21 protein-coding genes are annotated in these 18,047 nt (G+C 64.9%); 11 read left to right on the top strand and 10 right to left on the bottom strand.

Annotation, left to right across the window (positions count from 1 at the left end; genetic code table 11):
* Nucleotides 1–4 precede the first annotated feature (4 nt).
* The 4 genes from CI15_RS31770 (at nucleotide 5) to CI15_RS31755 (ending at nucleotide 3,121) form a co-directional block, all read left to right on the top strand.
* The gene (locus CI15_RS31770) at nucleotides 5–619 is read left to right on the top strand and encodes an HAD-IA family hydrolase (RefSeq protein ID WP_062136692.1); all 615 of its coding nucleotides are present in this window, start codon (nucleotides 5–7) and stop codon (nucleotides 617–619) included.
* A 47-nt stretch (nucleotides 620–666) separates the two neighbouring features.
* Complete coding sequence (locus tag CI15_RS31765; protein WP_062136689.1) at nucleotides 667–1,626, top strand: aldo/keto reductase; 960 nt, start codon at nucleotides 667–669, stop codon at nucleotides 1,624–1,626.
* Between the two features lie 109 nt (nucleotides 1,627–1,735).
* A complete protein-coding gene (locus CI15_RS31760; RefSeq protein ID WP_062136686.1) occupies nucleotides 1,736–2,680 on the top strand; it encodes a metallophosphoesterase family protein in 945 nt (314 codons plus the stop codon).
* 36 nt (nucleotides 2,681–2,716) lie between these two features.
* A complete protein-coding gene (locus tag CI15_RS31755; protein ID WP_082814349.1) occupies nucleotides 2,717–3,121 on the top strand; it encodes a cupredoxin domain-containing protein in 405 nt (134 codons plus the stop codon).
* Nucleotides 3,122–3,407: 286 nt separating this feature from the next.
* Here the strand turns inward: CI15_RS31755 and CI15_RS31750 are convergent, their stop codons facing one another.
* The 4 genes from CI15_RS31750 to CI15_RS31740 form a co-directional block, all read right to left on the bottom strand.
* Complete coding sequence (locus CI15_RS31750; protein ID WP_241496002.1) at nucleotides 3,408–3,593, bottom strand: hypothetical protein; 186 nt, start codon at nucleotides 3,591–3,593, stop codon at nucleotides 3,408–3,410.
* A 73-nt stretch (nucleotides 3,594–3,666) separates the two neighbouring features.
* The gene (locus CI15_RS35890; RefSeq protein WP_075643811.1) at nucleotides 3,667–4,185 is read right to left on the bottom strand and encodes a DUF2778 domain-containing protein; all 519 of its coding nucleotides are present in this window, start codon (nucleotides 4,183–4,185) and stop codon (nucleotides 3,667–3,669) included.
* A gap of 2 nt (nucleotides 4,186–4,187) precedes the next feature.
* Entirely contained in the window at nucleotides 4,188–4,673 is a 486-nt protein-coding gene (tssD, locus tag CI15_RS31745) for a type VI secretion system tube protein TssD (RefSeq protein WP_062136680.1), read from the bottom strand.
* Between the two features lie 163 nt (nucleotides 4,674–4,836).
* Entirely contained in the window at nucleotides 4,837–5,904 is a 1,068-nt protein-coding gene (locus tag CI15_RS31740; protein ID WP_062136677.1) for an aromatic acid exporter family protein, read from the bottom strand.
* A 430-nt stretch (nucleotides 5,905–6,334) separates the two neighbouring features.
* Between CI15_RS31740 and CI15_RS31735 the strand changes: the two genes are divergently transcribed.
* Both CI15_RS31735 and CI15_RS31730 read left to right on the top strand, forming a co-directional pair.
* Nucleotides 6,335–7,141, top strand: coding sequence for a hypothetical protein (locus tag CI15_RS31735; RefSeq protein WP_062136674.1), 807 nt, complete (start codon nucleotides 6,335–6,337; stop codon nucleotides 7,139–7,141).
* Entirely contained in the window at nucleotides 7,098–8,294 is a 1,197-nt protein-coding gene (locus tag CI15_RS31730; RefSeq protein ID WP_082814348.1) for a GGDEF domain-containing protein, read from the top strand. Before CI15_RS31735 ends, CI15_RS31730 begins: the two co-directional genes overlap by 44 nt.
* 13 nt (nucleotides 8,295–8,307) lie before the next feature.
* On the opposite strand, the gene CI15_RS31725 is transcribed toward CI15_RS31730, so the two are convergent.
* The 3 genes from CI15_RS31725 to CI15_RS31715 all read right to left on the bottom strand — a co-directional run bounded on the left by CI15_RS31725 (nucleotide 8,308) and on the right by CI15_RS31715 (nucleotide 10,752).
* Nucleotides 8,308–8,958, bottom strand: coding sequence for a glutathione S-transferase family protein (locus CI15_RS31725; RefSeq protein WP_062136671.1), 651 nt, complete (start codon nucleotides 8,956–8,958; stop codon nucleotides 8,308–8,310).
* A 106-nt stretch (nucleotides 8,959–9,064) separates the two neighbouring features.
* Nucleotides 9,065–10,540 carry a sodium:solute symporter family protein gene (locus CI15_RS31720; protein ID WP_062136666.1) on the bottom strand — a complete coding sequence of 492 codons (1,476 nt, stop codon included), beginning with the start codon at nucleotides 10,538–10,540 and terminating at the stop codon, nucleotides 9,065–9,067.
* Complete coding sequence (locus tag CI15_RS31715) at nucleotides 10,537–10,752, bottom strand: DUF3311 domain-containing protein (protein WP_062136663.1); 216 nt, start codon at nucleotides 10,750–10,752, stop codon at nucleotides 10,537–10,539. Before CI15_RS31715 ends, CI15_RS31720 begins: the two co-directional genes overlap by 4 nt.
* A 331-nt stretch (nucleotides 10,753–11,083) precedes the next feature.
* On the opposite strand from CI15_RS31715, the gene CI15_RS31710 reads away from it, so the two are divergent.
* Nucleotides 11,084–11,761 (top strand): MarC family protein, encoded by a 678-nt coding sequence (locus CI15_RS31710; protein ID WP_062136660.1) that lies wholly within the window; start codon nucleotides 11,084–11,086, stop codon nucleotides 11,759–11,761.
* A 16-nt stretch (nucleotides 11,762–11,777) separates the two neighbouring features.
* On the opposite strand, the gene CI15_RS31705 is transcribed toward CI15_RS31710, so the two are convergent.
* Both CI15_RS31705 and CI15_RS31700 read right to left on the bottom strand, forming a co-directional pair.
* Entirely contained in the window at nucleotides 11,778–13,541 is a 1,764-nt protein-coding gene (locus tag CI15_RS31705; RefSeq protein ID WP_062136657.1) for a cobaltochelatase CobT-related protein, read from the bottom strand.
* Nucleotides 13,542–13,555: 14 nt separating this feature from the next.
* Nucleotides 13,556–14,833, bottom strand: coding sequence for an AAA family ATPase (locus tag CI15_RS31700; protein ID WP_062136655.1), 1,278 nt, complete (start codon nucleotides 14,831–14,833; stop codon nucleotides 13,556–13,558).
* Nucleotides 14,834–14,960: 127 nt separating this feature from the next.
* On the opposite strand from CI15_RS31700, the gene CI15_RS31695 reads away from it, so the two are divergent.
* Complete coding sequence (locus tag CI15_RS31695) at nucleotides 14,961–16,082, top strand: porin (RefSeq protein ID WP_062136651.1); 1,122 nt, start codon at nucleotides 14,961–14,963, stop codon at nucleotides 16,080–16,082.
* A gap of 48 nt (nucleotides 16,083–16,130) precedes the next feature.
* On the opposite strand, the gene CI15_RS31690 is transcribed toward CI15_RS31695, so the two are convergent.
* A complete protein-coding gene (locus tag CI15_RS31690) occupies nucleotides 16,131–16,352 on the bottom strand; it encodes a hypothetical protein (protein WP_062136648.1) in 222 nt (73 codons plus the stop codon).
* A gap of 159 nt (nucleotides 16,353–16,511) precedes the next feature.
* On the opposite strand from CI15_RS31690, the gene CI15_RS31685 reads away from it, so the two are divergent.
* From CI15_RS31685 to CI15_RS31675, 3 genes are all read left to right on the top strand, one after another.
* On the top strand, nucleotides 16,512–16,757 hold the full coding sequence (locus tag CI15_RS31685; RefSeq protein ID WP_062138313.1) for a DUF6723 family protein: 246 nt from the start codon (nucleotides 16,512–16,514) through the stop codon (nucleotides 16,755–16,757).
* A gap of 249 nt (nucleotides 16,758–17,006) precedes the next feature.
* Nucleotides 17,007–17,327: a hypothetical protein gene (locus CI15_RS31680; RefSeq protein WP_062138311.1), complete on the top strand. Its 321-nt coding sequence runs from the start codon at nucleotides 17,007–17,009 to the stop codon at nucleotides 17,325–17,327.
* A gap of 91 nt (nucleotides 17,328–17,418) precedes the next feature.
* Nucleotides 17,419–17,964: a cupin gene (locus CI15_RS31675; RefSeq protein WP_062136645.1), complete on the top strand. Its 546-nt coding sequence runs from the start codon at nucleotides 17,419–17,421 to the stop codon at nucleotides 17,962–17,964.
* Nucleotides 17,965–18,047: the final 83 nt, after the last annotated feature.

Genomic DNA, 18,047 nt, shown 5'->3' with positions numbered 1-18,047 from the left:
CTGCATGAACGCACCCGTCACGCTGCTGCTGTTCGACCTGGAAGGGGTCCTGTCGCACTACGACCGTGCCGCGCGCGCCGAGCGGCTGGCGGCGATCACGGGTCGTACGGCCGAGACCGTGCGGCAGGCGATCTGGGACTCGGGACTCGAGGCGCGCGCCGACGGCGGCGAGATCAGCGACGACCAGTACTTGCACGAACTCGCCGTGCTGCTGCGTTATCCGGTCAGCCGCGCCGAATGGCTCGACGCGCGGCTCGCGTCGATCACGCCGAACGAGGCGTCGATCGCGTTGGCGTCCCGCGCGGCCCAGCGCTGCCGCATCGCCATACTGACGAACAATTGCAGGCTGTTGACCGATCACATCGGCTATCTGAATCCGCCCGTGGCGCGGCTGTTCGGGCCGCACGTCTATTCCTCGGCCGCGTTCGGCGCGGCCAAGCCCGCCGCGCAAACCTATCGGCGCTGCGTCGAGCACCTCGGCGCGGCCGCGGCCGACACGCTGTTCATCGACGATAGCCAGGCCAACGTGGACGGCGCGCTCGCGGCCGGTTTGCAGGGCTACCGGTTCGTCGACGCAGCCGGCTTGTCGACCGAATTCGCGCGACGCGGCGTGCTTTAGCCGTGCCGATGGCGCTCGAACTTTCGTCTGCGAGGACACTTCAGGTCATGACACTTCGGTCGAACCACGGTCAGCGGCGCCGCTTTCTGCGCGCCGCGCTCGGTGTGCCGGCGTCGCTCGCGCTCTCGCGCGTCACGCCCGCGCAGACGCAGGCGCCCACGCAAAGCCATAGCGCCTTGCCGCGTATGAGCCATCGCCCGATCCCGTCGACCGGCGAAGCGTTGCCGGTGATCGGCTGCGGCACATGGCGGACCTTCGACGTCGGCGACGATCCCACCGCGCGCGCACAACTCGCGGAAGTCCTGCGCATCCTGTTCGCGGCGGGCGGCTCGGTGATCGATTCTTCGCCGATGTACGGTTCGTCGGAAGCGGTCGCGGGTGCGCTGCTCACGCAGCTGGACGCGCATCGCAAGGCCTTCGTCGCGACCAAGGTATGGACCGAGGGACGCGAAGCCGGCATCGCGCAGATGGAGGAGTCGCTGCGACGTTTCCAGCAACCGCGTGTCGATCTGATGCAGATCCACAATCTGCTCGACTGGCGCACCCAGCTCACGACGTTGCGCGCCTGGAAAGCCCAAGGCCGGATTCGCTATCTCGGCATCACGCACTACACATCGAGCGCGTTCGACGACGTCGCCGCGGTGATGCGCAGCGAGCAGCCCGACTTCGTGCAGATCAACTACGCCGCCGACGACCGCGCGGCCGAGCAGCGCATCCTGCCGCTCGCGGCCGATCTCGGCATCGGCGTCGTGATCAATCAGCCGTTTGGTGGCGGCGGATTGCTCGCGCGCGTGATGAAAACGCCGTTGCCCGGATGGGCCGCGGAGATCGGCTGCACGAGTTGGGCGCAGATCCTGTTGAAGTTCGTGCTCGCGCAGCCGGCGGTGACGGTCGTGATTCCCGGCACCGGGCGGCCGCAATACATGGCGGACAACGTGCGCGCGGGGTCGGGGCCGCTGCCCGACCCCGCGATGCGCGCGCGGATCATCGCGGCGGTGGGAGGCTGACGGCGCCGCGCTCGAACCGCTTCGCACGACACGGGAATAAAACCCGCAACACGCCAGTTATGCCTCACGAACCGGGTTCGGTTCGACGAATCCTTATCGTGAGGTCAACATGTCGTCACACCATTCATTCGATCCGGCGCGTCGCGGCGCGCTGAAGTGTCTTGCGTTCGGCGGCCTCGGCACGGTGTTCATGCTGTCGGGCGGCGTGCTGACGCCGGTCGAGCTCGCGCTCGCGGCCGACGCGAAAAGCGCGATGCCCGCAGCCGGCGTGCCGCTGTTCCTGCAAATCAGCGACACGCATATCGGCTTCAACAAGGAAGCGAATCCCGACGTCGCGGGCACGCTGAAACAGACGATCGACTACGTCAACGCGATGCCGGCGAGGCCGCCGCTCGCGATCCACACCGGCGACATCACGCATCTGTCGAAGGCTTCGGAATTCGATCTCGCCGCGCAACTGATGTCTGGCCTGAAAATCACCGAGGTGCACACGGTGCCTGGCGAGCATGACGTCACCGACGGCCCGGGCACCGAGTACTTCAGCCGCTTCGGCAAGGCGTCGGAGAACCGCGGCTATTACAGCTTCGATCATCAGGGCGTGCATTTCGTCGGCCTCGTCAACGTGATGCATTTCAAGCCGAACGGGCTGGGCGGCCTTGGCAACGAGCAGCTCGAGTGGCTCGAAAACGATCTGAAGGGCCGCTCGTCGAGCACGCCGGTCGTCGTGTTCGCGCACATGCCGATGTGGACGATTTATGAGCCGTGGGGCTGGGGCACCGGCGATGCCGGACAGGCGATGGGCTATCTGAAGCGCTTCGGTTCGGTGACGGTGCTCAATGGCCATATTCACCAGATCGTCACGAAGGTCGAAGGCAACATCACGTTCCACACCGCGCGCTCGACCGCTTATCCGCAACCGACCGCCGGCAACGGCGAGGGGCCGGGACCGTTGAAGGTCGCGAGCGACCAGTTGCCGAAGATGCTTGGCGTGACGAGCGTGAGCATCGCGCGTCATCCGCTGAAGGCGACGCTCGACGACACCACGCTCGCCTGATGGCTCGCGCCTCTCTAACGCTTGAGGAGATCAGATATGGTCAGGAATATGATGGGCCGCGCGCTCGTGATTCTGCTTGGCAGTCTCGCGATTCTGGCGGTGTCGGCGGGGCTCGGCTTCGCGCAAACGACGATGCCGATGCAGATGAAGATGCCGATGCCGATGACGGCGCAGAAACAGACTATCGCGTTGGCTCCTAACTCGATGGTCATGAAGAACTTTGCGTTCGCGCCGACGGACTTGACCATCAAGGCGGGCACTACCGTTACATGGAAAAATCTCGATGGCGAGCCGCACACGGTGGTCAATGATGCGGGTTTGTTCCGCTCGGCCGCGCTCGATCAGAACGATACCTTTCAGTTCAAGTTCGATAAGCCGGGCGTCTATAAGATCTTTTGTGGCATTCATCCGAATATGAGGGCCACGATTACGGTGCAGTGAGGCGGTTTTCGTCGAACTCTTGCCCGGTAAGGACTGTTCGAGATTTGTTAGGAATTGGTTTCGAACTCGCCCTGATCCGTTTCAGTCCGCGCGGGTTTTCATGTGGGTTTTCATAGCTCCGCGAGGTCGAGTCGGTCAGGTTTCCGGGCAGTCCCTTCGTGTCAACGCCGCCGCTGTGCTGCAGAGATATCTGCGCACCGACTGGCCGGGTACGGCAGCGCATTGTTGTGGCCCAATGATGCAGAATGGGGCGGGCTCTGGACCATGGAGCCCTGGGGCCTTCTCATTAGTGTTCCAGCGTCGAGCGTTGTTTCAACCGGTAGCCTTGCCAGATTTTCATGATCGTCACATAGAGAACGATCGCCACGATAAAGTCTACAGCTATCATCGTGCCGATATAGAACAGCTCATAATCTGTCACTCCGAGTTTCTCGGATACTTCGATCAAGATTTGCTGCTGCTCCAGCGTCATAGGTGACGGGTAGGTATGGACATATCGCACTGACAGAAAAAACAATGCGAAAAAGAAAACTAGCTTGCAAAACCTATGGGCAAGTGTCACCAATTGTCGTTACCTCGATCCATCCGTAGGCGCGTGCTCCCGAAGTGCCGGCTGGAATAGTCGTTGTATCCAGAAGCGCTTGTCGGAGCCTATTGAAATCCGCAACATTCTTCAGTGTGATACACCCGAAAGAAACACCGTCTCCGCCAACGGGATGCAATCGAAAGTTTCCGCGCTTGATGCCGTTTATCCAGGTCCAGTCATCAATCTGACAGTCGTCCCTATAAAGAGCGAACCATTCATCATGATGAGTCGGATTTCCACGCGCGGCATTGTATGCATCCTTGAGCAACGCCTGTAATTGCGAGGCAATTCCGCCGGTTGGTCTCTCGACTACCCAGTACTTCCCGGCAGGTAGAGGCCCCTTGTTCACGGCCGCTGCACATCCTCCGCGGTTGCGGTAAATGCCATCACCCGAGAAAGCTGGGAACGCCCCTACACCGAATACAGCCAGCGTTAAGAGCGGTTGATTGTCGACAACGAATTTTCCTTGTAGCGCCATGTTCAGGACCGTTCGCTCCAACTGTCGGAGAACTTGATGTTGCCGTCAGTGTAGTGCCACGTGATGCGGTCATACATCAACGAAACCGCCTCCACGTGATTGAGCTGCGACAGGCCCGCGAGTTTGGTATTTGCCATGCCGGGGTTGACGCCAACGACCTTTACGCCCTCCATCAGCATGATGAAGTATTCCTCTTCATGGCCCGCGTCGTTGATGCGATACCACTTCAGTTCTGCCGATTGCAACGTTTGACCTGTGGAGGTGGCCTTATAGAGGTAAGGGCTGGAAGCGTCAAACTCCTTTTCCAGGCTCAGTGGGGAATGGGTGCGCGGTCCGGCAATTTGCCCAGTCTTGCTATCGACCGGCAGATTCAGGCCGTGACCGAATCCGATTACTTCGATACTTCCCTCTCGTCCCTGAACCGACACGGAGCCTTTGATGTCTGCTCCGCCGTCGTCCCTTAGCCACATGTATGCAGGAATTGGCATGCTGATTTGCGCCCTCTGTTGATGGTGGTTTTTTGATTCCCTACGGCAAGAAGGCGTATACAAACACAGAGCGCGAAAGGTGAATGCAAGATCTTGTAAAGGGTTGCGTTAGCTATTGATGGCGTGCGGGAAGTGGCAAGTGACCCACCCAACCCCCCACCACTCACGCGGTATGCATGTCACTCAACCGGCACAGCAAAATCCCATACCCGGTCAGATGCCCGAGATACACGCTCGTAAACACATTGTTCGCGAGCAGATCCTCGGTCAACTGACGCAGATCTTCCATCTGCAGCGGCGGCGCGGCGAGCGGCGGCCGCTCCACGCGCAGGTCCGCCGCCTCGGCCAGTTGGCGGTGCACGTCGACGAGCTTCGCGAGCCGCGCGAGAAACGCTTCGCGCCACCCGGCATCGAGGGCGGCGAACTGATCGTGAAACGTATGCATCGTTTCGAGAAAATTGACCAGCGAATCGAACGTCTCCTGGTAGCAGGCGAACACCGGCAGGCGCGCCGCGTTGCGCTTCAGGTGCGGCGACGTCCACGCCTGCTCGAGGTCGGTCTTCAACAGTAGGTGCGCCTGCTTCAGGTTCGTGCTCAGCGCGCGCAGCTTCGTGGTCGCCGGCTTGAGCTGCGCTTTGTCGAGCTGGCCCGCGGCCAGTTGCGCGACGACGTCGGTGGCCTGCTGGTTGCCGTCGTTGACGAGCGTGTTCGCCCAGTAGCCATGGTCGGGCGGAAACGCGATCTGCTGGAGGATGAAGCCGAGGAACATGCCGAGCACCACGCCGATCAGGCGCAGTTCGAGCAGCGGAATATGTTCGCCGGTATAGAGCACGAGCGTGATCGGCACCGTGATGCTGGTCATCTGGAACAGCGACGGCCGCAGCGCGACGATGGCGAAGATCACGACCGGCAGCAAAACCGCGCCGAGCCACAGATGCGGCGCGGTCAGCCAGATCAGCAGCGTGCCGATCGGCATGGCCACCACGTTCGAAAACACGCGTTTGTAGAAGTAGCTTCTGGCCGCCGAAATCGAGCTTCCGAGCGCCAGCGTCAGCATCGCCGAGCCGGCGAGCGGCACCGCCGCGTCGGGGTAGCCGAGCAGATACGGGATGCCGAACCCGATCCACAGGCCGAGCGTCAGCTTCGTGTATTTGGCGGTTTCGGAAAGAGAGAAGCGCGCGAGCGCGCGGCGCCACGGCGTGAGAGGTTTGTGCTGATACGCGTTGGACATGATTTTTATACTGACCGAAGACGTTGGGCCCAGTACGGCGCGGGGGCCGGGTCGCGGGCCGACCGCCGGGCCCGGTTGTTGCGTGCAAGTCTGCGACTTCGTTGGCGCGTTTCGCAGAACCCGCGTCGCATCTGGCGGAGCGGCGAACGGCAGATGCGCGGCGGCCTGTCGGGGTATCGTTCGCTTGCAGTTTTTACCAGAATTGCACGTTTTTTTGCCAGCGGAAGCGGCCCCGGATGGCGCCTTTCGAAGCACGATGGAGGCGCTGCGCAAACGCAACGCTGCTGTGTTGTCGCCCGTTCGCGACAGGATTACATTCATCAGTCAGTGCGTGTCGTGACAGTGCGCGAGCGCGGCTTATCCGCCTGCTCGCCGACGCGTCAGCACGCCAGCTTGTCAGCCAGAAGTGGCATTACCGGAGTCTATTGCGATGGCTACCGATCCCGACGATACCGACATGCGTCATTCCGCAACGGACAGCCGGTACGCCGGCTTCGATCGCGATGGCCCGGACGAACCGGGCGAGCCACCCCCGCGCTTCGGGCGCCTCGCGCTGTGCATCGCGGCGGCGGGGGCGCTGACGTTCGGCGTGATGGGCACCGTCGCGTATGGCGTCTGGTTCAACGAGGATCAGCAGACCTATGCGGACGCCATCGCGGGCGCGCGCGAGGCGCTCGGTTCGTCGGCCTCGGGCAAGGTGCCGACGGTGGCCGTCGCGCACGCGCCGGACGACGCCACCGCGCAGTCAGCGGCTCAGTCGCCCGCGCAGTCTCCGGCTCAGTCACCCACGCAACTGGCCGCGCAGCCCACGCCACCAAACCTCGCGCTCGATGCCACCAGCGCGAACGGCGGCTTCGAGGACACCAGCCCGGCCGTCTGGTCCGGCAAGATCCACCCAAGCGCGCCTGACCCGAGTCTCGCGACCACGCTGGCCGATACGCCGAGCGATGACGCAGCCGATACCTCGGTCGGCACGTCGGGCGACACGCCGCTGGCGCCCATCGCTCCGACGCCACCGCCGCGCTCAGCGAAACACGCCGCGAATGCCGCCGATTCCAACGCGCATCCGGCGGCCGGTCGTGGCGGGAAGGACGCGCGGCTCGCGCAGCAGGAGCGGCGCGCGTCGTCGAAGCACAAGGACGATCTGTTTGCGCGGATCGGGCAGTTCTTTCGTCGCGTGAGCTATCGTCAACATGACAACGGACGACAGCAGCAAGATACCTATTCCCATCCCTGAGCGCGCCGTCGTCGGGCGAGCCGGGGCAGCCGCGTTGCGCGGCAACGCGCGCGCGCACGTGCGGGTCCGCGGCTGGCGGCTGGGGCCCGCGAGCGTCGCCGTGGCCGCGCTGTTGTGCCTGCTGTTCGGCCTGCTCTACGTGGCGATGCAGATCCGCACGGTCTTTTCCGATCAATTGAAGCAGGAGTACGCGGGCCTCGTGCTCGAAGCCGCAGGGCGCGTCGACAGTGCGCGCGAACAGCTGGCCGTGTGGCAGCGGATGGTCGACACCCCGGCGAGTCCCGCCGCGTCGTTCGTGCCCGCCTATGACGCGGCGCGCGCCGACCTGACGCAGCGCTTTGCGTCGCTCGCGGCGCTGATCAACGCGAGTCCGTCGCCGGCGCCGCCCATTCCCGCGATTTCCACGTCCCGTGCGACCCCCGAGGCCGTCGCGAAGGCGCTCGCCAGCGTCTCCGACTACTGGCGCGCGCAACGCGATGCGGCGAGCGCCGACGTGCGGCTGCGCATCGCGCATGTCGCGCGCACGCTGATCGCACTCGCCGCGCTGCTGTTCTGCATGCTGATCACGGCGCTCGGCATGTACGCGAAGCGCAACCGGCAACTGGCGGGGCAGTCGCACGAGTTCGAGCACGCGTCGCTGCACGACTCGCTGACCGGCCTGTCGAACCGCCGCAAGCTGCTGGCCGCGCTCGAAGCCGCCGCGAAAACCGCGCGCACCGCGGTCTACGAGCAACGCCTCGCCGTGCTCTATATCGACCTCGACGGCTTCAAGCAGGTCAATGATTCGTTCGGCCACCGCGTCGGCGACGAATTCCTCGCCGCCGTTTCCGCGCGGTTTCGCGCGTCGGTGCGCAAAGGGGATCTGGTCGCGCGTATCGGTGGCGACGAGTTCGCGGTGCTGGTGCGCAGCTTCTCGGGCGATGAGGAACTAGCCGAGATCGCGCGCCGGCTGATCGCCTGCGTGGTCGCCACCGACGAGCACATGGGCATCGGCAGCGTGCGCGCGAGCGTGGGCATTGCGAGCTATCCCGACGATGTCGACGATCACCGTCGTCTGGTCGCCGCCGCCGATGCGGCGATGTATCAGGTCAAGCGCGACGGCAAGAACGGCTTCGCGTTCGCGGCGCAGACGGGCAGGGAGGCGGCGTTCTGAACCTGCCTCGGCGTCAATGATCGTCGTTGCGCCAGTCAGTCAGCTTTTCCCGCTCATTCACTTCGATATACGCGGGCCGTGCGCGCAGCCTGCGGATATAGCTCGTGAGATGCGGCCAGCCCACCGTCGCCGGGCGCGGCATGTTGCGGGTCCAGCGCATCAGCACGAGCGCGAGCAGATCGGCGGTGCTGAGCTTGTCGCCCGCGAGATAGTCGCGTCCGCCGGCCAGATGCGTGTCGAGCCGCGCGCACGCGTCCTCGATGCGGCTTCGCGCAAGCGCGCGCACCGCTTCGGCGCCCGCCGGGTCGCCGTCGCTGCCGGCATAGAACCAGTCGCGCATCGCGGGCAGCAGCGTGTTCGCGAGATAGATCATCCATTCGAACCATTCCCCGCGCGCGGACGATCCCGGCGCGGGCGCGAGACCGGCGTCCGCATGGCGCTCGGCGAGCAGCATCAGCAGCGCGGCCGATTCATGCCGCGGCACGCCATCGACGACCAGCGTCGGCACGCGACCGGCCGGATTCAGACGCCGATACTCGGGGTCGTGTTGCTGGCCCGTGTCGATATCGACGAGCCGTGCTTCGAACGGCACGCCCATTTCGAGCAGCATCCAGTGCACGGGCATGCTGGCCGCGCCGGGCGAGTAGTAGAGAACGTAGGACATCCAGGGCGCTCCGTGGATCGATGTGGGCGCGGCTAAGCCGCGAACAGAAAGAATAAGGGGCTGTCGCCGAAGCGAACAGCCCCTTCCGATGCGTTAGCCGGCTCCGTCAATGCACCGAGGCATGCTTCTCCTGCTCGGCCGCGCTCGGCTGCGTCACCGCGCTGACGATCACGAACACGATCACGTTCACCGCCAGTGCGAGGAAGCCGATGTTGACGTCCTTCAGCGCATCGGGCAGGAACGGCATCAACTGACCGACGCTCCAGTGCAGCGTCGTGCTCAGCGCCACCACCGCGACACCCACGATGATCCCGCAGAACGCGCCTTGCTTCGTCGCGCGGTTGCGCGGGAACAGGCTGCAGAGCACGGCCGGGAACAGTTGGGTGACGAAGCTGTAGCCCATCAGCAGCAGCGCGACGATGGTTTCGCCGCCGTTCAGCGTGAAGCCGACCGCGACCAGCGCCACGACCGGCACGAGCAGACGCGCGATCGTCGCGACCGACGCATCGGACGCCTTGCGGTTCACCATGCCGCGATAGACGTCGTTGGCGAGCAGCGTCGACGCCGAGGTCAGGATCATCGAGCCCGGCACCAGCGCGGTCAGGATACCGGCCGCGCCGATCACGCCGACGAACCACGGATCGAACGTCTGCAGCGACAGGCGGAACAGGGACAGGTCGATGTCGGCGCCTTTCAGACCCGGCACGCGCAGCGTCGCCGCGAAGCCCACGAAGAACACGAACAGCAGGATCAGCTGATAGAGCGGCAGGATCGCGGCATTGCGGCGGAAGATCCGCTCGTCCTTCGCCGTGAAGATCGAGCCGAACGTATGCGGCCACATGAAGAAGCCGAGCGCGGTCAGGAGCACCGTCGACTGGAACCACACGACGCTCGAACCGCGCGCCGGGAAGGTCAGGAAGCCGGGACGGGCGGCGTCGATCGTGCGGAACATCTCGGCGAAGCCGCCGTAGTAATGCAGCGGCAGATAGATGCCGAGGAACAGCACGATCGCGAGAATCAGTGTGTCCTTGACCACCGAGTTCCAGGCGGAGCCGCGCACGCCCGAGACGATCACGTAAGAGGTCACCACGATCGCGCCGATCCAGATAGCGGCCGTCGACGAGATCGCGCCATACGACGCGGTCGCGACGATGATGCCGAGGCCCTTCAATTGCAGTACCAGATACGGAATCAGCGCGGCCACGCCGACCAGCGCGACCAGCGTGCCGAGCGCCTGGCTCTCGTATTTGCGCGAGAAGAAGTGCGGCTGCGACACCAGACGATGCGTTTTCGCGTAGCGCCAGATCGGCGGCAGCATCCAGTACGACAGGATGTACGCGAGCGTGCCGTACGCGAGGATGTAGTAGACCGGCGCGCCCTTGCCGTAGGCGAAGCCACTGCCGCCGAGGAACGTGAAGGTCGTATAGATTTCGCCGGCCATCAGCAGGAACACGAACGCGGTGCCGAAGCTGCGGCCGCCCACGCTCCACTGTTCGAGGCTCATGTCATGGCCGTGCCGTGCGCGCACCCCGAGGAACAGCGCGAACAGCGTGACAGCAGCGATGATGACGAGTGCGCTCATGGGCGAACCTCCTCGCCATCGGCGGCGATGTGCTTGTTGGACGGATCGAGGTTGTAGACGATCGCCATGATGATCGCGCTCAACACCACCCACATGACGATCCAGGCCAGCACGAAGGGCATGCCGAGCACGAGCGGCTCGACCCGATTGACAAACGAAATGCCGACCAGGATGCCGATGAACGGCAGCGCGGCAAGTACACGAAGCAGCATGTGGACAACTCCTCGAACCTGTAGGTATGTGTCGTTGAAATTCCGGCTTCGCTGAGGACTGTATGCCGGATACTTCGGTCCCGTAAAGTAGGTCAAAATAAATGTGATTCGTTCGACCGTTGCAGAAGCATCTTTCCGGCCCGGATTGCTGCACTGCAAGGCCGGGGGCGCCATCGTAGGCACTTCGTTTCACGGCTTTTTTGCCGGGTGACTGGCGCGGCGCGATAACATCTGCGAGCATGGCAGCATTTTCCGGACCGCGCGATGCCCGACGGTTTAATCAGCCGCGGAGCGAACCCACGCGAGCCAACGCAGACACACGGACACGCACATGGTCGAAAGTCTGATCTCGGACGTTATGTTTGGCTTTATCGGCTTGATCAGCATCATCAATCCGTTCAGCGGCGCGTTCGTTTTTCTGGACCGAACCGCGTCGCTGACCCTCGACGAGCGCAATGTGCTCGCCCGCAAGATCGCGATCAACTCGGCCTGCGTCCTGCTGGTCGCATTCTTCATCGGCACGCCGATCCTGCATTTCTTCGGCATCTCGATGGAAGCGCTGCGCATCGGCGGTGGCCTCGCGCTCGCCGTGGGCGGCTGGCAGATGCTCAACGCACCCGATACGCCGGCTGCCGAGCAGACGGGCGTCAAGCGCGTCGATGCCGAGAACGCGATGTCGCGCGCATTCTTTCCGCTCACCGTGCCGCTCACCACCGGCCCCGGTTCGATCGCGACCGCGATCGCGCTCACCGCGAATCGCACGCATAAGTTGTCGGCGTTCGTGGTGTCGAGCATCGCGTCGGTTGCGATCACGTTCCTCGTGGCGCTGACCGTGTATCTGATCTACAGCCGCGCGACGATCCTCGCGCGCTACCTCGGCGTCGAGGGCACCAAGGTCGCGTTGCGGGTGTCGGCGTTTCTGCTGCTGTGCATCGGTGTGCAGATCATCCTGACCGGCGTGTCGGAGTTCCTGATTCCTATCGCGACGATGCGACCCTCGGCGGGCTAGTGAAACGGCGTAGAGATCAACGCGTGAGCAGCATCGCGCTGAGTACCGAGAACACCGTCGACGGCAATTCGGCGAGGCGGCTCACCACGACGTTGCGCGGATAGAAGTCCTCGACCGCGTCGGTCAGCACACCGATCCCCACCAGTTCGATGCCGCGTTTCGCGATCGCCGCGACGCGTTCGCGCAGGTCGCTGCGCAACACCTGCGGGTCGCCGTCGCCGGTCGACGGATAGCCGTCGGAGAACACCATCAAAATGCGGCGCGCGGCCGGATGATCGGCGAGGCGCGTCGCGGCCCAGGCGAGCGCTTCGCCGTCCGGATTCTCGTGCCCACAGTCGATTTCGGCGATCCCGCTCAGGTCGGTCGCGCCGAAGCGCTTGTACACCTTCAGATCGAGCCGTTCGACGAAGCGGTTGTAGCGCCGCAAATCCGCGCCGGCCGCGCGCTGCCGTTCGTAGAGCCGTTTCATCGGTTCGGCTTCGAGCGAACAGTAGCCGAGCACTTCGCAATCGAACGAGAGCTGTGTCAGCGCATCGCACAGCGCGCTGGCACAGAGCCGCGCGAGCTCGATCTTGCGGCCGGCCATCGAGCCGCTGCGATCGATCAGCAACGTGACCGCGACGTCGCGACCCTTCGCGGCGCGCTGCGTGCGAAACGGCGTGCGATAACCGGGCGTGGTCGCGAGTTTGGCCAGCGCGGTGCGGTCGATCTCGCCGCGCTCCTGTTCGCGGCGCCAGCGAATCCGTTCGTCGACGGACAGCGCGCGTTCGAGCTTTTCCTTCAGCGGCGCGGTGTCCGCGCGCGCCTGCGCGCGCAACGCGCGCCACGCGGCGCTGTCGCCCTGGCCGGTGAGATCGGCGATCACGTCGAATTCGGTGGCGAGCGGAATCGATAGCCGCATGCGCGCGGGGCGTGCTATCGGCGCACCCGTATCGTGTGCGTCGCGGTGGGAAGTGGTCTCGCTATCGGCGAGCGTCTGGCCCATGCCGATAGCGTCGTTGGAGGGGGCGCCGCCGCCGTGTTCCGATGCGGCGGGCGGCGCCGCGTCGTCGTGATCGGGCAATAGCGTGTCGTCGTCGCCGAACGTGGCGGACGATGCAGCCGTTTCCGTGTCGATGTCTTCGGCCGGACCGGCGGTGAACATCATGTTGTTCGCATCGCCGGCCGATAAGGACCGCACGCGCGCCACCAGATCTCGCGCGACGGCAATGCTGCGCGCGGTCGAACCGCTCGCCCGCGCTTCGTGCAGCAGGTCCTGCGCCGCATGCAGCGCGGCGAGCAGCGAGTGGCTCGCCTCGGTGCGCGTCGGCGCCTCGTCCCATAGCGCGCGTTCGACCAGCCACGCGAGCCGGTCGCGCCAGTGAAGCGTCGGCCAGCGCTGCCGCACGCGCTCGGCCGCATGCGCGCGCAGCTTGCCGATGAACCAGCGCGCGCCCGGATATTCGTCGAGCAGTTGCGCGCACACGCGCCGATCGTCGATCACCTGTGCGAGCTTCGCGGTGATGCTCGCGGGCAGCGCATCGAGCTGCGCGAGCGAGGCATGCTTCGCTCGCGCGACCAGCAGGTCCAGATGGCCGATCAGCACATCGCGTTCGACGCCGCCGTTCGCCTCGTAGTCCGGAATCACGATACGGCCGGGCTCGACGCGCGGGCCATCGGGACTGAACACGACCGTCACGCCATATTGCCCGGTCAGCACCCGCGCGATCTTGCCGAGTGTCGACTCGAACGCGAAGCCTTGCGTGTCGCGTTGCAGATGGGCCGGGTGGCGGGCGTTCATCGCGGCGTGTACGTTCAGGCGGCCGGCGCGATGTGGTGGCGGATGATGCCGCGAATCAGCGCGGCGTCCTCCGGGCTCACCTTGGCGTAGATGGCCGGTCCCGCCGCGCGTTCGGGGTCGCCGGTGCGCAGCATCAACTCGGCCCAGTCGAGCAGGCGGCGCGTCGAGAAGGCGCTCGACAGGTCCTCGCGTGCGAACGCGGCGCGGCAGTCGGCGGCGATCGCCGCGAGCGTGGTGGCGAGCGGCCGCGTCATATGCGGCGCGAGCGTGCGGATCAGCACGTCGGTTTCTTCGGCGGGCAACAGATAGTCGAGCAGGTACACGCGCCAGCGATCGAGAAAGGCCTCGTTCATCAGATTCGCGCCCTGATACAGATGACGGAACTGGCTCATTGCGCCGACCGCGTTCGCGGTGGCGAACAGCCGGAACGCCGGATGCGGCGCGACGATCTCGTTGCCTTTCTCCTTGAGCACCAGGCGGCCCTGCGGTTCGAGCACGGCGGTCAGCGCGGCGAGAATCGACGGTTCGGCGAAATCGATCTCGTCGACGATCAGCCACAAGCCTTCGCGCATCGCGGTGGGCAGCACGCCGTCGACCCACAAGGTCTCGCCGCCCTTGACGGTCCAGAAGCCGACGAAATCGCCGACGGTGGTCTGGCCGTTCATGTTCGAGCGCAGCACGCCATGTTGCGAGCGCGCGGCGACCTGTTCGATCAGACTCGTCTTGCCGGCACCCGTGTGACCGATCAGCATCACGCGGCGATTCTCGACGATGTCCGCGACGATATCGTTGAAACGCGCTGGAAACAGATACGCGGGATTCACGCGCGGCACGAGCGGATGCGCAGAGCCGCAACGCACGTCGACGTTGCCGATGCGGACGCTGGCGGCGCTCGCGTCGTCCGCCGGACTGCCCAAGCCCGCGTCTGCGTTTCCGGCATCGCGCAGCTTCGCCGCCAGCATGCGCGCCGATGCCCGCTGCAATTCAGGCATGAACGCGATGCGCGTGGGGGTATCGGTAGCCTCGGGCGCGTCGCGTTCGAGCGCGAAGCCCTCGCGACGCCACTTCTTCAGCTTCGCACGCAGATTCTCCGCATCGACGACCAGATCGATATCCACCGAGCCGGCGCCGTTCTCGTCATCGTCGGTGGCGTGTTCGAGGCGATAGGTCTCGGGCCGGTCGCCGACACTCACGCGCCACCATTCGGCGCCGTTTTGCGTCGCGCGTCGATAGAGGCCCAGGTTGTCGTCCTTGTTGCCGTCTTCGGGTTCGATCAGGTCGGGCGTGCTCATGGCAAGGAAGTGAAATATCGAAGCGGATGATGCATTTCGATTTGGCTGAAGCCGGATTGCCGACTATCTTATCTTGGGCAGCTTTCGATCTCCCATGAATCGCGATTGACGGAGCCACCGCATAGCGATGAAAGCATCGGCAAAAGTACGCGCGGCGCTCGCCCTGGCGGGGGCGATAGCGACGGTTCCGGGCGCCCGCGCGCAAACCAGCGTGACCATGTATGGGCGGCTCGACGCCGGCATCGAGTATCTGAATCACATCGACAACGGCGAGGGGAGCAGTTCGAACCGCTGGCGCGCGGAAGGCGGCAACTGGGGCACCAGCATGTTCGGCCTGAAAGGCAACGAGGACCTCGGCGGCGGTCTCGATGCGATCTTCAACCTCGAAACCGGTTTGCAGGTGATGGACGGCACGACGAGCGGCGGACGCTTATGGTCGCGCCGCGCGTTCGTCGGCGTGCGCAGTCAGCAGTGGGGCACGTTGCAGGCCGGGCGTAACCTGTTCATCGATAGCGATGGCGTGTGGGAATTCGATCCGTTCGTGCAGCAGGCATTCGCGTCGGCGTCGCTCGTGCGTGGGCGCAACTGGCAGCAGACCAGCAACAACGTCGAATACCACAGCCCGGTTTTCGCGGGCTTCGACGTGCAGGGGCAGTACGCGTTCGGCAATCAGGCGGGGGCGTTCAACAGCGGCGCGCCGGGCGAGTTCGGCCGCTCGGACGGCATCATGCTGAGCTATCATTCGCCGCTTTTCGACATGCGCGGCATCTACGACGAGCTGCGCGACAACAACGGCCGCTTCAGCAATATCTTCCAGGCGTCGCGCGAATATTTCGTTGGCGCGAATCTGCGTGTGCACGAGTTCAAGGTGCAGGGCGCGTACACGCATTACTCGGCACCCGATTCGCCGGCCGGTGTCGCCGATACCGCCGATCACTACTGGCTCGGCGTCACCTATGGACCGCCATCGCGCTGGGCGGTGACCGCAGGCGGCTATTACATTCACGTCGGCGAAGGCACCGGCGACGCCGCCCACGACCCGTCCGGTCACGCGATGATGTACGTGCTCGGCACGACCTACAACCTGTCGAGGCGCACGTTCCTGTACGGCACGCTCGGCTACGTGCGCAACGGCAGTAACTCCAACTTCTCGCTCGAGGCCGCGCCGCGCGATTCGAGCACCAACACGAACCCGCTCGTCGGCGAATCGCAGACCGGCGCCTACGTCGGCATGATGCATCAGTTCTGACGAGGCCTGGCGCCTCGACGCAGCTCGCTCGCCTGCCGTTTTCCTCGATCAATGCGCGACGTGCGGCGCACGCTGGCGAAATGCACGCATGGGCGGCGGTGCCGCGGGTGGATCGCCCTCGGGGGTTTCGCGAAGATCCTCGAGCGGATCGTCGTCGGGGACCGGGTCAGGGTCGATGTTCGGCGGCGGCGTCTGCGGCGCGATGTCGGGGTCGACTTCGGGCGGCATCGGCACATGCAGATGCAGCGTCAGAGTGTCAGTTGAGTCCATCCCATTCTCCAGAGAGTGCTTGTTCCTATGCGCAACCGTCATGCCGCGGCGTCGCGCTCGTCGATCGCGTGGAACGTCGATTGCTGGATGCCGGCATGCGCGCCGCATGGCGATGACCGTGCGCGCTCGCACCCGCACAGCACAGGACGAGGAACGCACATGGCGCGACACAAGGCCGACGTCGCTGACGACGAATTCGAGATTTACGCCAGCTATCACGGAACGGGCGACGGCCGTTACATAGGTGGACTGAAGGTAGTGAGGAAAACCGACAGGAAGATCCTGTTCCCGTTCGACGGCGCACCGCAGATCGGCCCCTATGCAACGGCCGACGAAGCGCGCCGCGCCGCGATCGCGTATGGCCGCGAAATCGTCGCGGCGGATCGCGCGGCGCCGGAAAGCTGAGCGGGCACGGCGGCGCGTCTTGCACTTCTCGCGCTTCTCGCGCGGCGTTCTCCCTTTTTACAAAGAGATTCTGTAGCGCGTCTCCATTCGATCACGCAACGATCACGCAACGATCTCGCCATGGCCATGCCCGTCGCCACTCGTGCGCGCTTCACGGGTAAGGCGCGGTTGTTGCTCCATGTACCAGGTGCAGGTCCGATACCGCGCGCAATCACGCGTATCGACGGCAGAACGATCGAGGAGGACGTCATGCAGGATCACGAATCGACAGACAACCCGCAGCAGGGTGCAACACGAGGCGCCGAGCAGTCCGCGAGGCCGGACGGTGCGCCGACGCTGTCCGACGAAGTCAAGGCCCGCAACAGGCCAAGCGGCACGCACTACGTCGAGCCGAGTCCGCTCGGCATCGAACCGGTCGTGCAAACCGGCGTGGACAAGGCGACCAATCCGCCACGTTCGAGCGAGCGGCCGCGGCAAACCGCCGAAGTGCCGCTCGGCACCGGCGGGCACGCGGAGCCGCCGGGCGGTGGGGGGCGCGAGTCGCATCACAAGCAGCCGGGCGGGCAGTGACGCGGCGCGCTGCGTGAGCTGCGTGAGCTGCGTGACAAGCGGTGCTCGCCCGCGGGTTCGCGGCAACCGCATCACAAGCCAGGAGCCAACGATGTTCAACGAGTCCAGGCACGGCTTCGACGCCGCGCAGACCGAATACGAAGCGTTCATGCTGGCGCCGCACGACTGGCTGCCGAACAACGGCAAGCTGCCCGTCGTGCTGTACCGGCGCGCGCTGTCACCCGGCAGCGGCAATCTGGCCGCCGCGTTCGAGATCCTGTTCGAGCGCAATGCATGGCCCGCGCAGTGGCGCGACAGCATCTTCGACTTCCATCACTTTCACGCGAGCGCGCACGAGGTGCTCGGCGTGACCGAGGCGAGCGCCGAAGTGATCGTCGGCGGCCCAGGCGGACGCGTGGTGAGACTGCACGCGGGCGACGTGCTGTTGCTGCCGGCCGGCACCGGCCACTGTCTGCAATCGTTCGAGCGGCAATTTCAGGTGGTGGCGGGCTATCCGTCAGGGCAGCAGTGGGATCTTCGCCGCGAAGCGCTGACACCGCAGGAACTCGCCGACATGCTGGCATTGCCGTTTCCGCCGCTCGATCCGATCGACGGCAAGCATGGTCCCGTGATCGAGCTTTGGCTGGATGCGGCCTGAACTTCGTCGTTCGCGAAGCGACCGGCAGCGCGTGCAGAGTTGCGCGGTTAGGCGCATCATCTGTGGGCTTCGCTACGGTTTTC

It is taken from the genome of Paraburkholderia monticola (assembly GCF_001580545.1).
Classification (GTDB): domain Bacteria; phylum Pseudomonadota; class Gammaproteobacteria; order Burkholderiales; family Burkholderiaceae; genus Paraburkholderia; species Paraburkholderia monticola.
This window is presented reverse-complemented; position numbering and strand designations above follow the sequence as displayed.

What these genes read in the sequence shown, in the direction of transcription:
- CI15_RS31770 (WP_062136692.1), top strand. Translation starts at nt 5, where the DNA reads ATGAACGCACCCGTCACGCTGCTGCTGTTCGACCTGGAAGGGGTCCTG.
- CI15_RS31765 (WP_062136689.1), top strand. Translation starts at nt 667, where the DNA reads ATGACACTTCGGTCGAACCACGGTCAGCGGCGCCGCTTTCTGCGCGCC.
- CI15_RS31760 (WP_062136686.1), top strand. Translation starts at nt 1,736, where the DNA reads ATGTCGTCACACCATTCATTCGATCCGGCGCGTCGCGGCGCGCTGAAG.
- CI15_RS31755 (WP_082814349.1), top strand. Translation starts at nt 2,717, where the DNA reads ATGGTCAGGAATATGATGGGCCGCGCGCTCGTGATTCTGCTTGGCAGT.
- CI15_RS31750 (WP_241496002.1), bottom strand. Translation starts at nt 3,593, where the DNA reads ATGACGCTGGAGCAGCAGCAAATCTTGATCGAAGTATCCGAGAAACTC.
- CI15_RS35890 (WP_075643811.1), bottom strand. Translation starts at nt 4,185, where the DNA reads ATGGCGCTACAAGGAAAATTCGTTGTCGACAATCAACCGCTCTTAACG.
- tssD (WP_062136680.1), bottom strand. Translation starts at nt 4,673, where the DNA reads ATGCCAATTCCTGCATACATGTGGCTAAGGGACGACGGCGGAGCAGAC.
- CI15_RS31740 (WP_062136677.1), bottom strand. Translation starts at nt 5,904, where the DNA reads ATGTCCAACGCGTATCAGCACAAACCTCTCACGCCGTGGCGCCGCGCG.
- CI15_RS31735 (WP_062136674.1), top strand. Translation starts at nt 6,335, where the DNA reads ATGGCTACCGATCCCGACGATACCGACATGCGTCATTCCGCAACGGAC.
- CI15_RS31730 (WP_082814348.1), top strand. Translation starts at nt 7,098, where the DNA reads ATGACAACGGACGACAGCAGCAAGATACCTATTCCCATCCCTGAGCGC.
- CI15_RS31725 (WP_062136671.1), bottom strand. Translation starts at nt 8,958, where the DNA reads ATGTCCTACGTTCTCTACTACTCGCCCGGCGCGGCCAGCATGCCCGTG.
- CI15_RS31720 (WP_062136666.1), bottom strand. Translation starts at nt 10,540, where the DNA reads ATGAGCGCACTCGTCATCATCGCTGCTGTCACGCTGTTCGCGCTGTTC.
- CI15_RS31715 (WP_062136663.1), bottom strand. Translation starts at nt 10,752, where the DNA reads ATGCTGCTTCGTGTACTTGCCGCGCTGCCGTTCATCGGCATCCTGGTC.
- CI15_RS31710 (WP_062136660.1), top strand. Translation starts at nt 11,084, where the DNA reads ATGGTCGAAAGTCTGATCTCGGACGTTATGTTTGGCTTTATCGGCTTG.
- CI15_RS31705 (WP_062136657.1), bottom strand. Translation starts at nt 13,541, where the DNA reads ATGAACGCCCGCCACCCGGCCCATCTGCAACGCGACACGCAAGGCTTC.
- CI15_RS31700 (WP_062136655.1), bottom strand. Translation starts at nt 14,833, where the DNA reads ATGAGCACGCCCGACCTGATCGAACCCGAAGACGGCAACAAGGACGAC.
- CI15_RS31695 (WP_062136651.1), top strand. Translation starts at nt 14,961, where the DNA reads ATGAAAGCATCGGCAAAAGTACGCGCGGCGCTCGCCCTGGCGGGGGCG.
- CI15_RS31690 (WP_062136648.1), bottom strand. Translation starts at nt 16,352, where the DNA reads ATGGACTCAACTGACACTCTGACGCTGCATCTGCATGTGCCGATGCCG.
- CI15_RS31685 (WP_062138313.1), top strand. Translation starts at nt 16,512, where the DNA reads ATGGCGCGACACAAGGCCGACGTCGCTGACGACGAATTCGAGATTTAC.
- CI15_RS31680 (WP_062138311.1), top strand. Translation starts at nt 17,007, where the DNA reads ATGCAGGATCACGAATCGACAGACAACCCGCAGCAGGGTGCAACACGA.
- CI15_RS31675 (WP_062136645.1), top strand. Translation starts at nt 17,419, where the DNA reads ATGTTCAACGAGTCCAGGCACGGCTTCGACGCCGCGCAGACCGAATAC.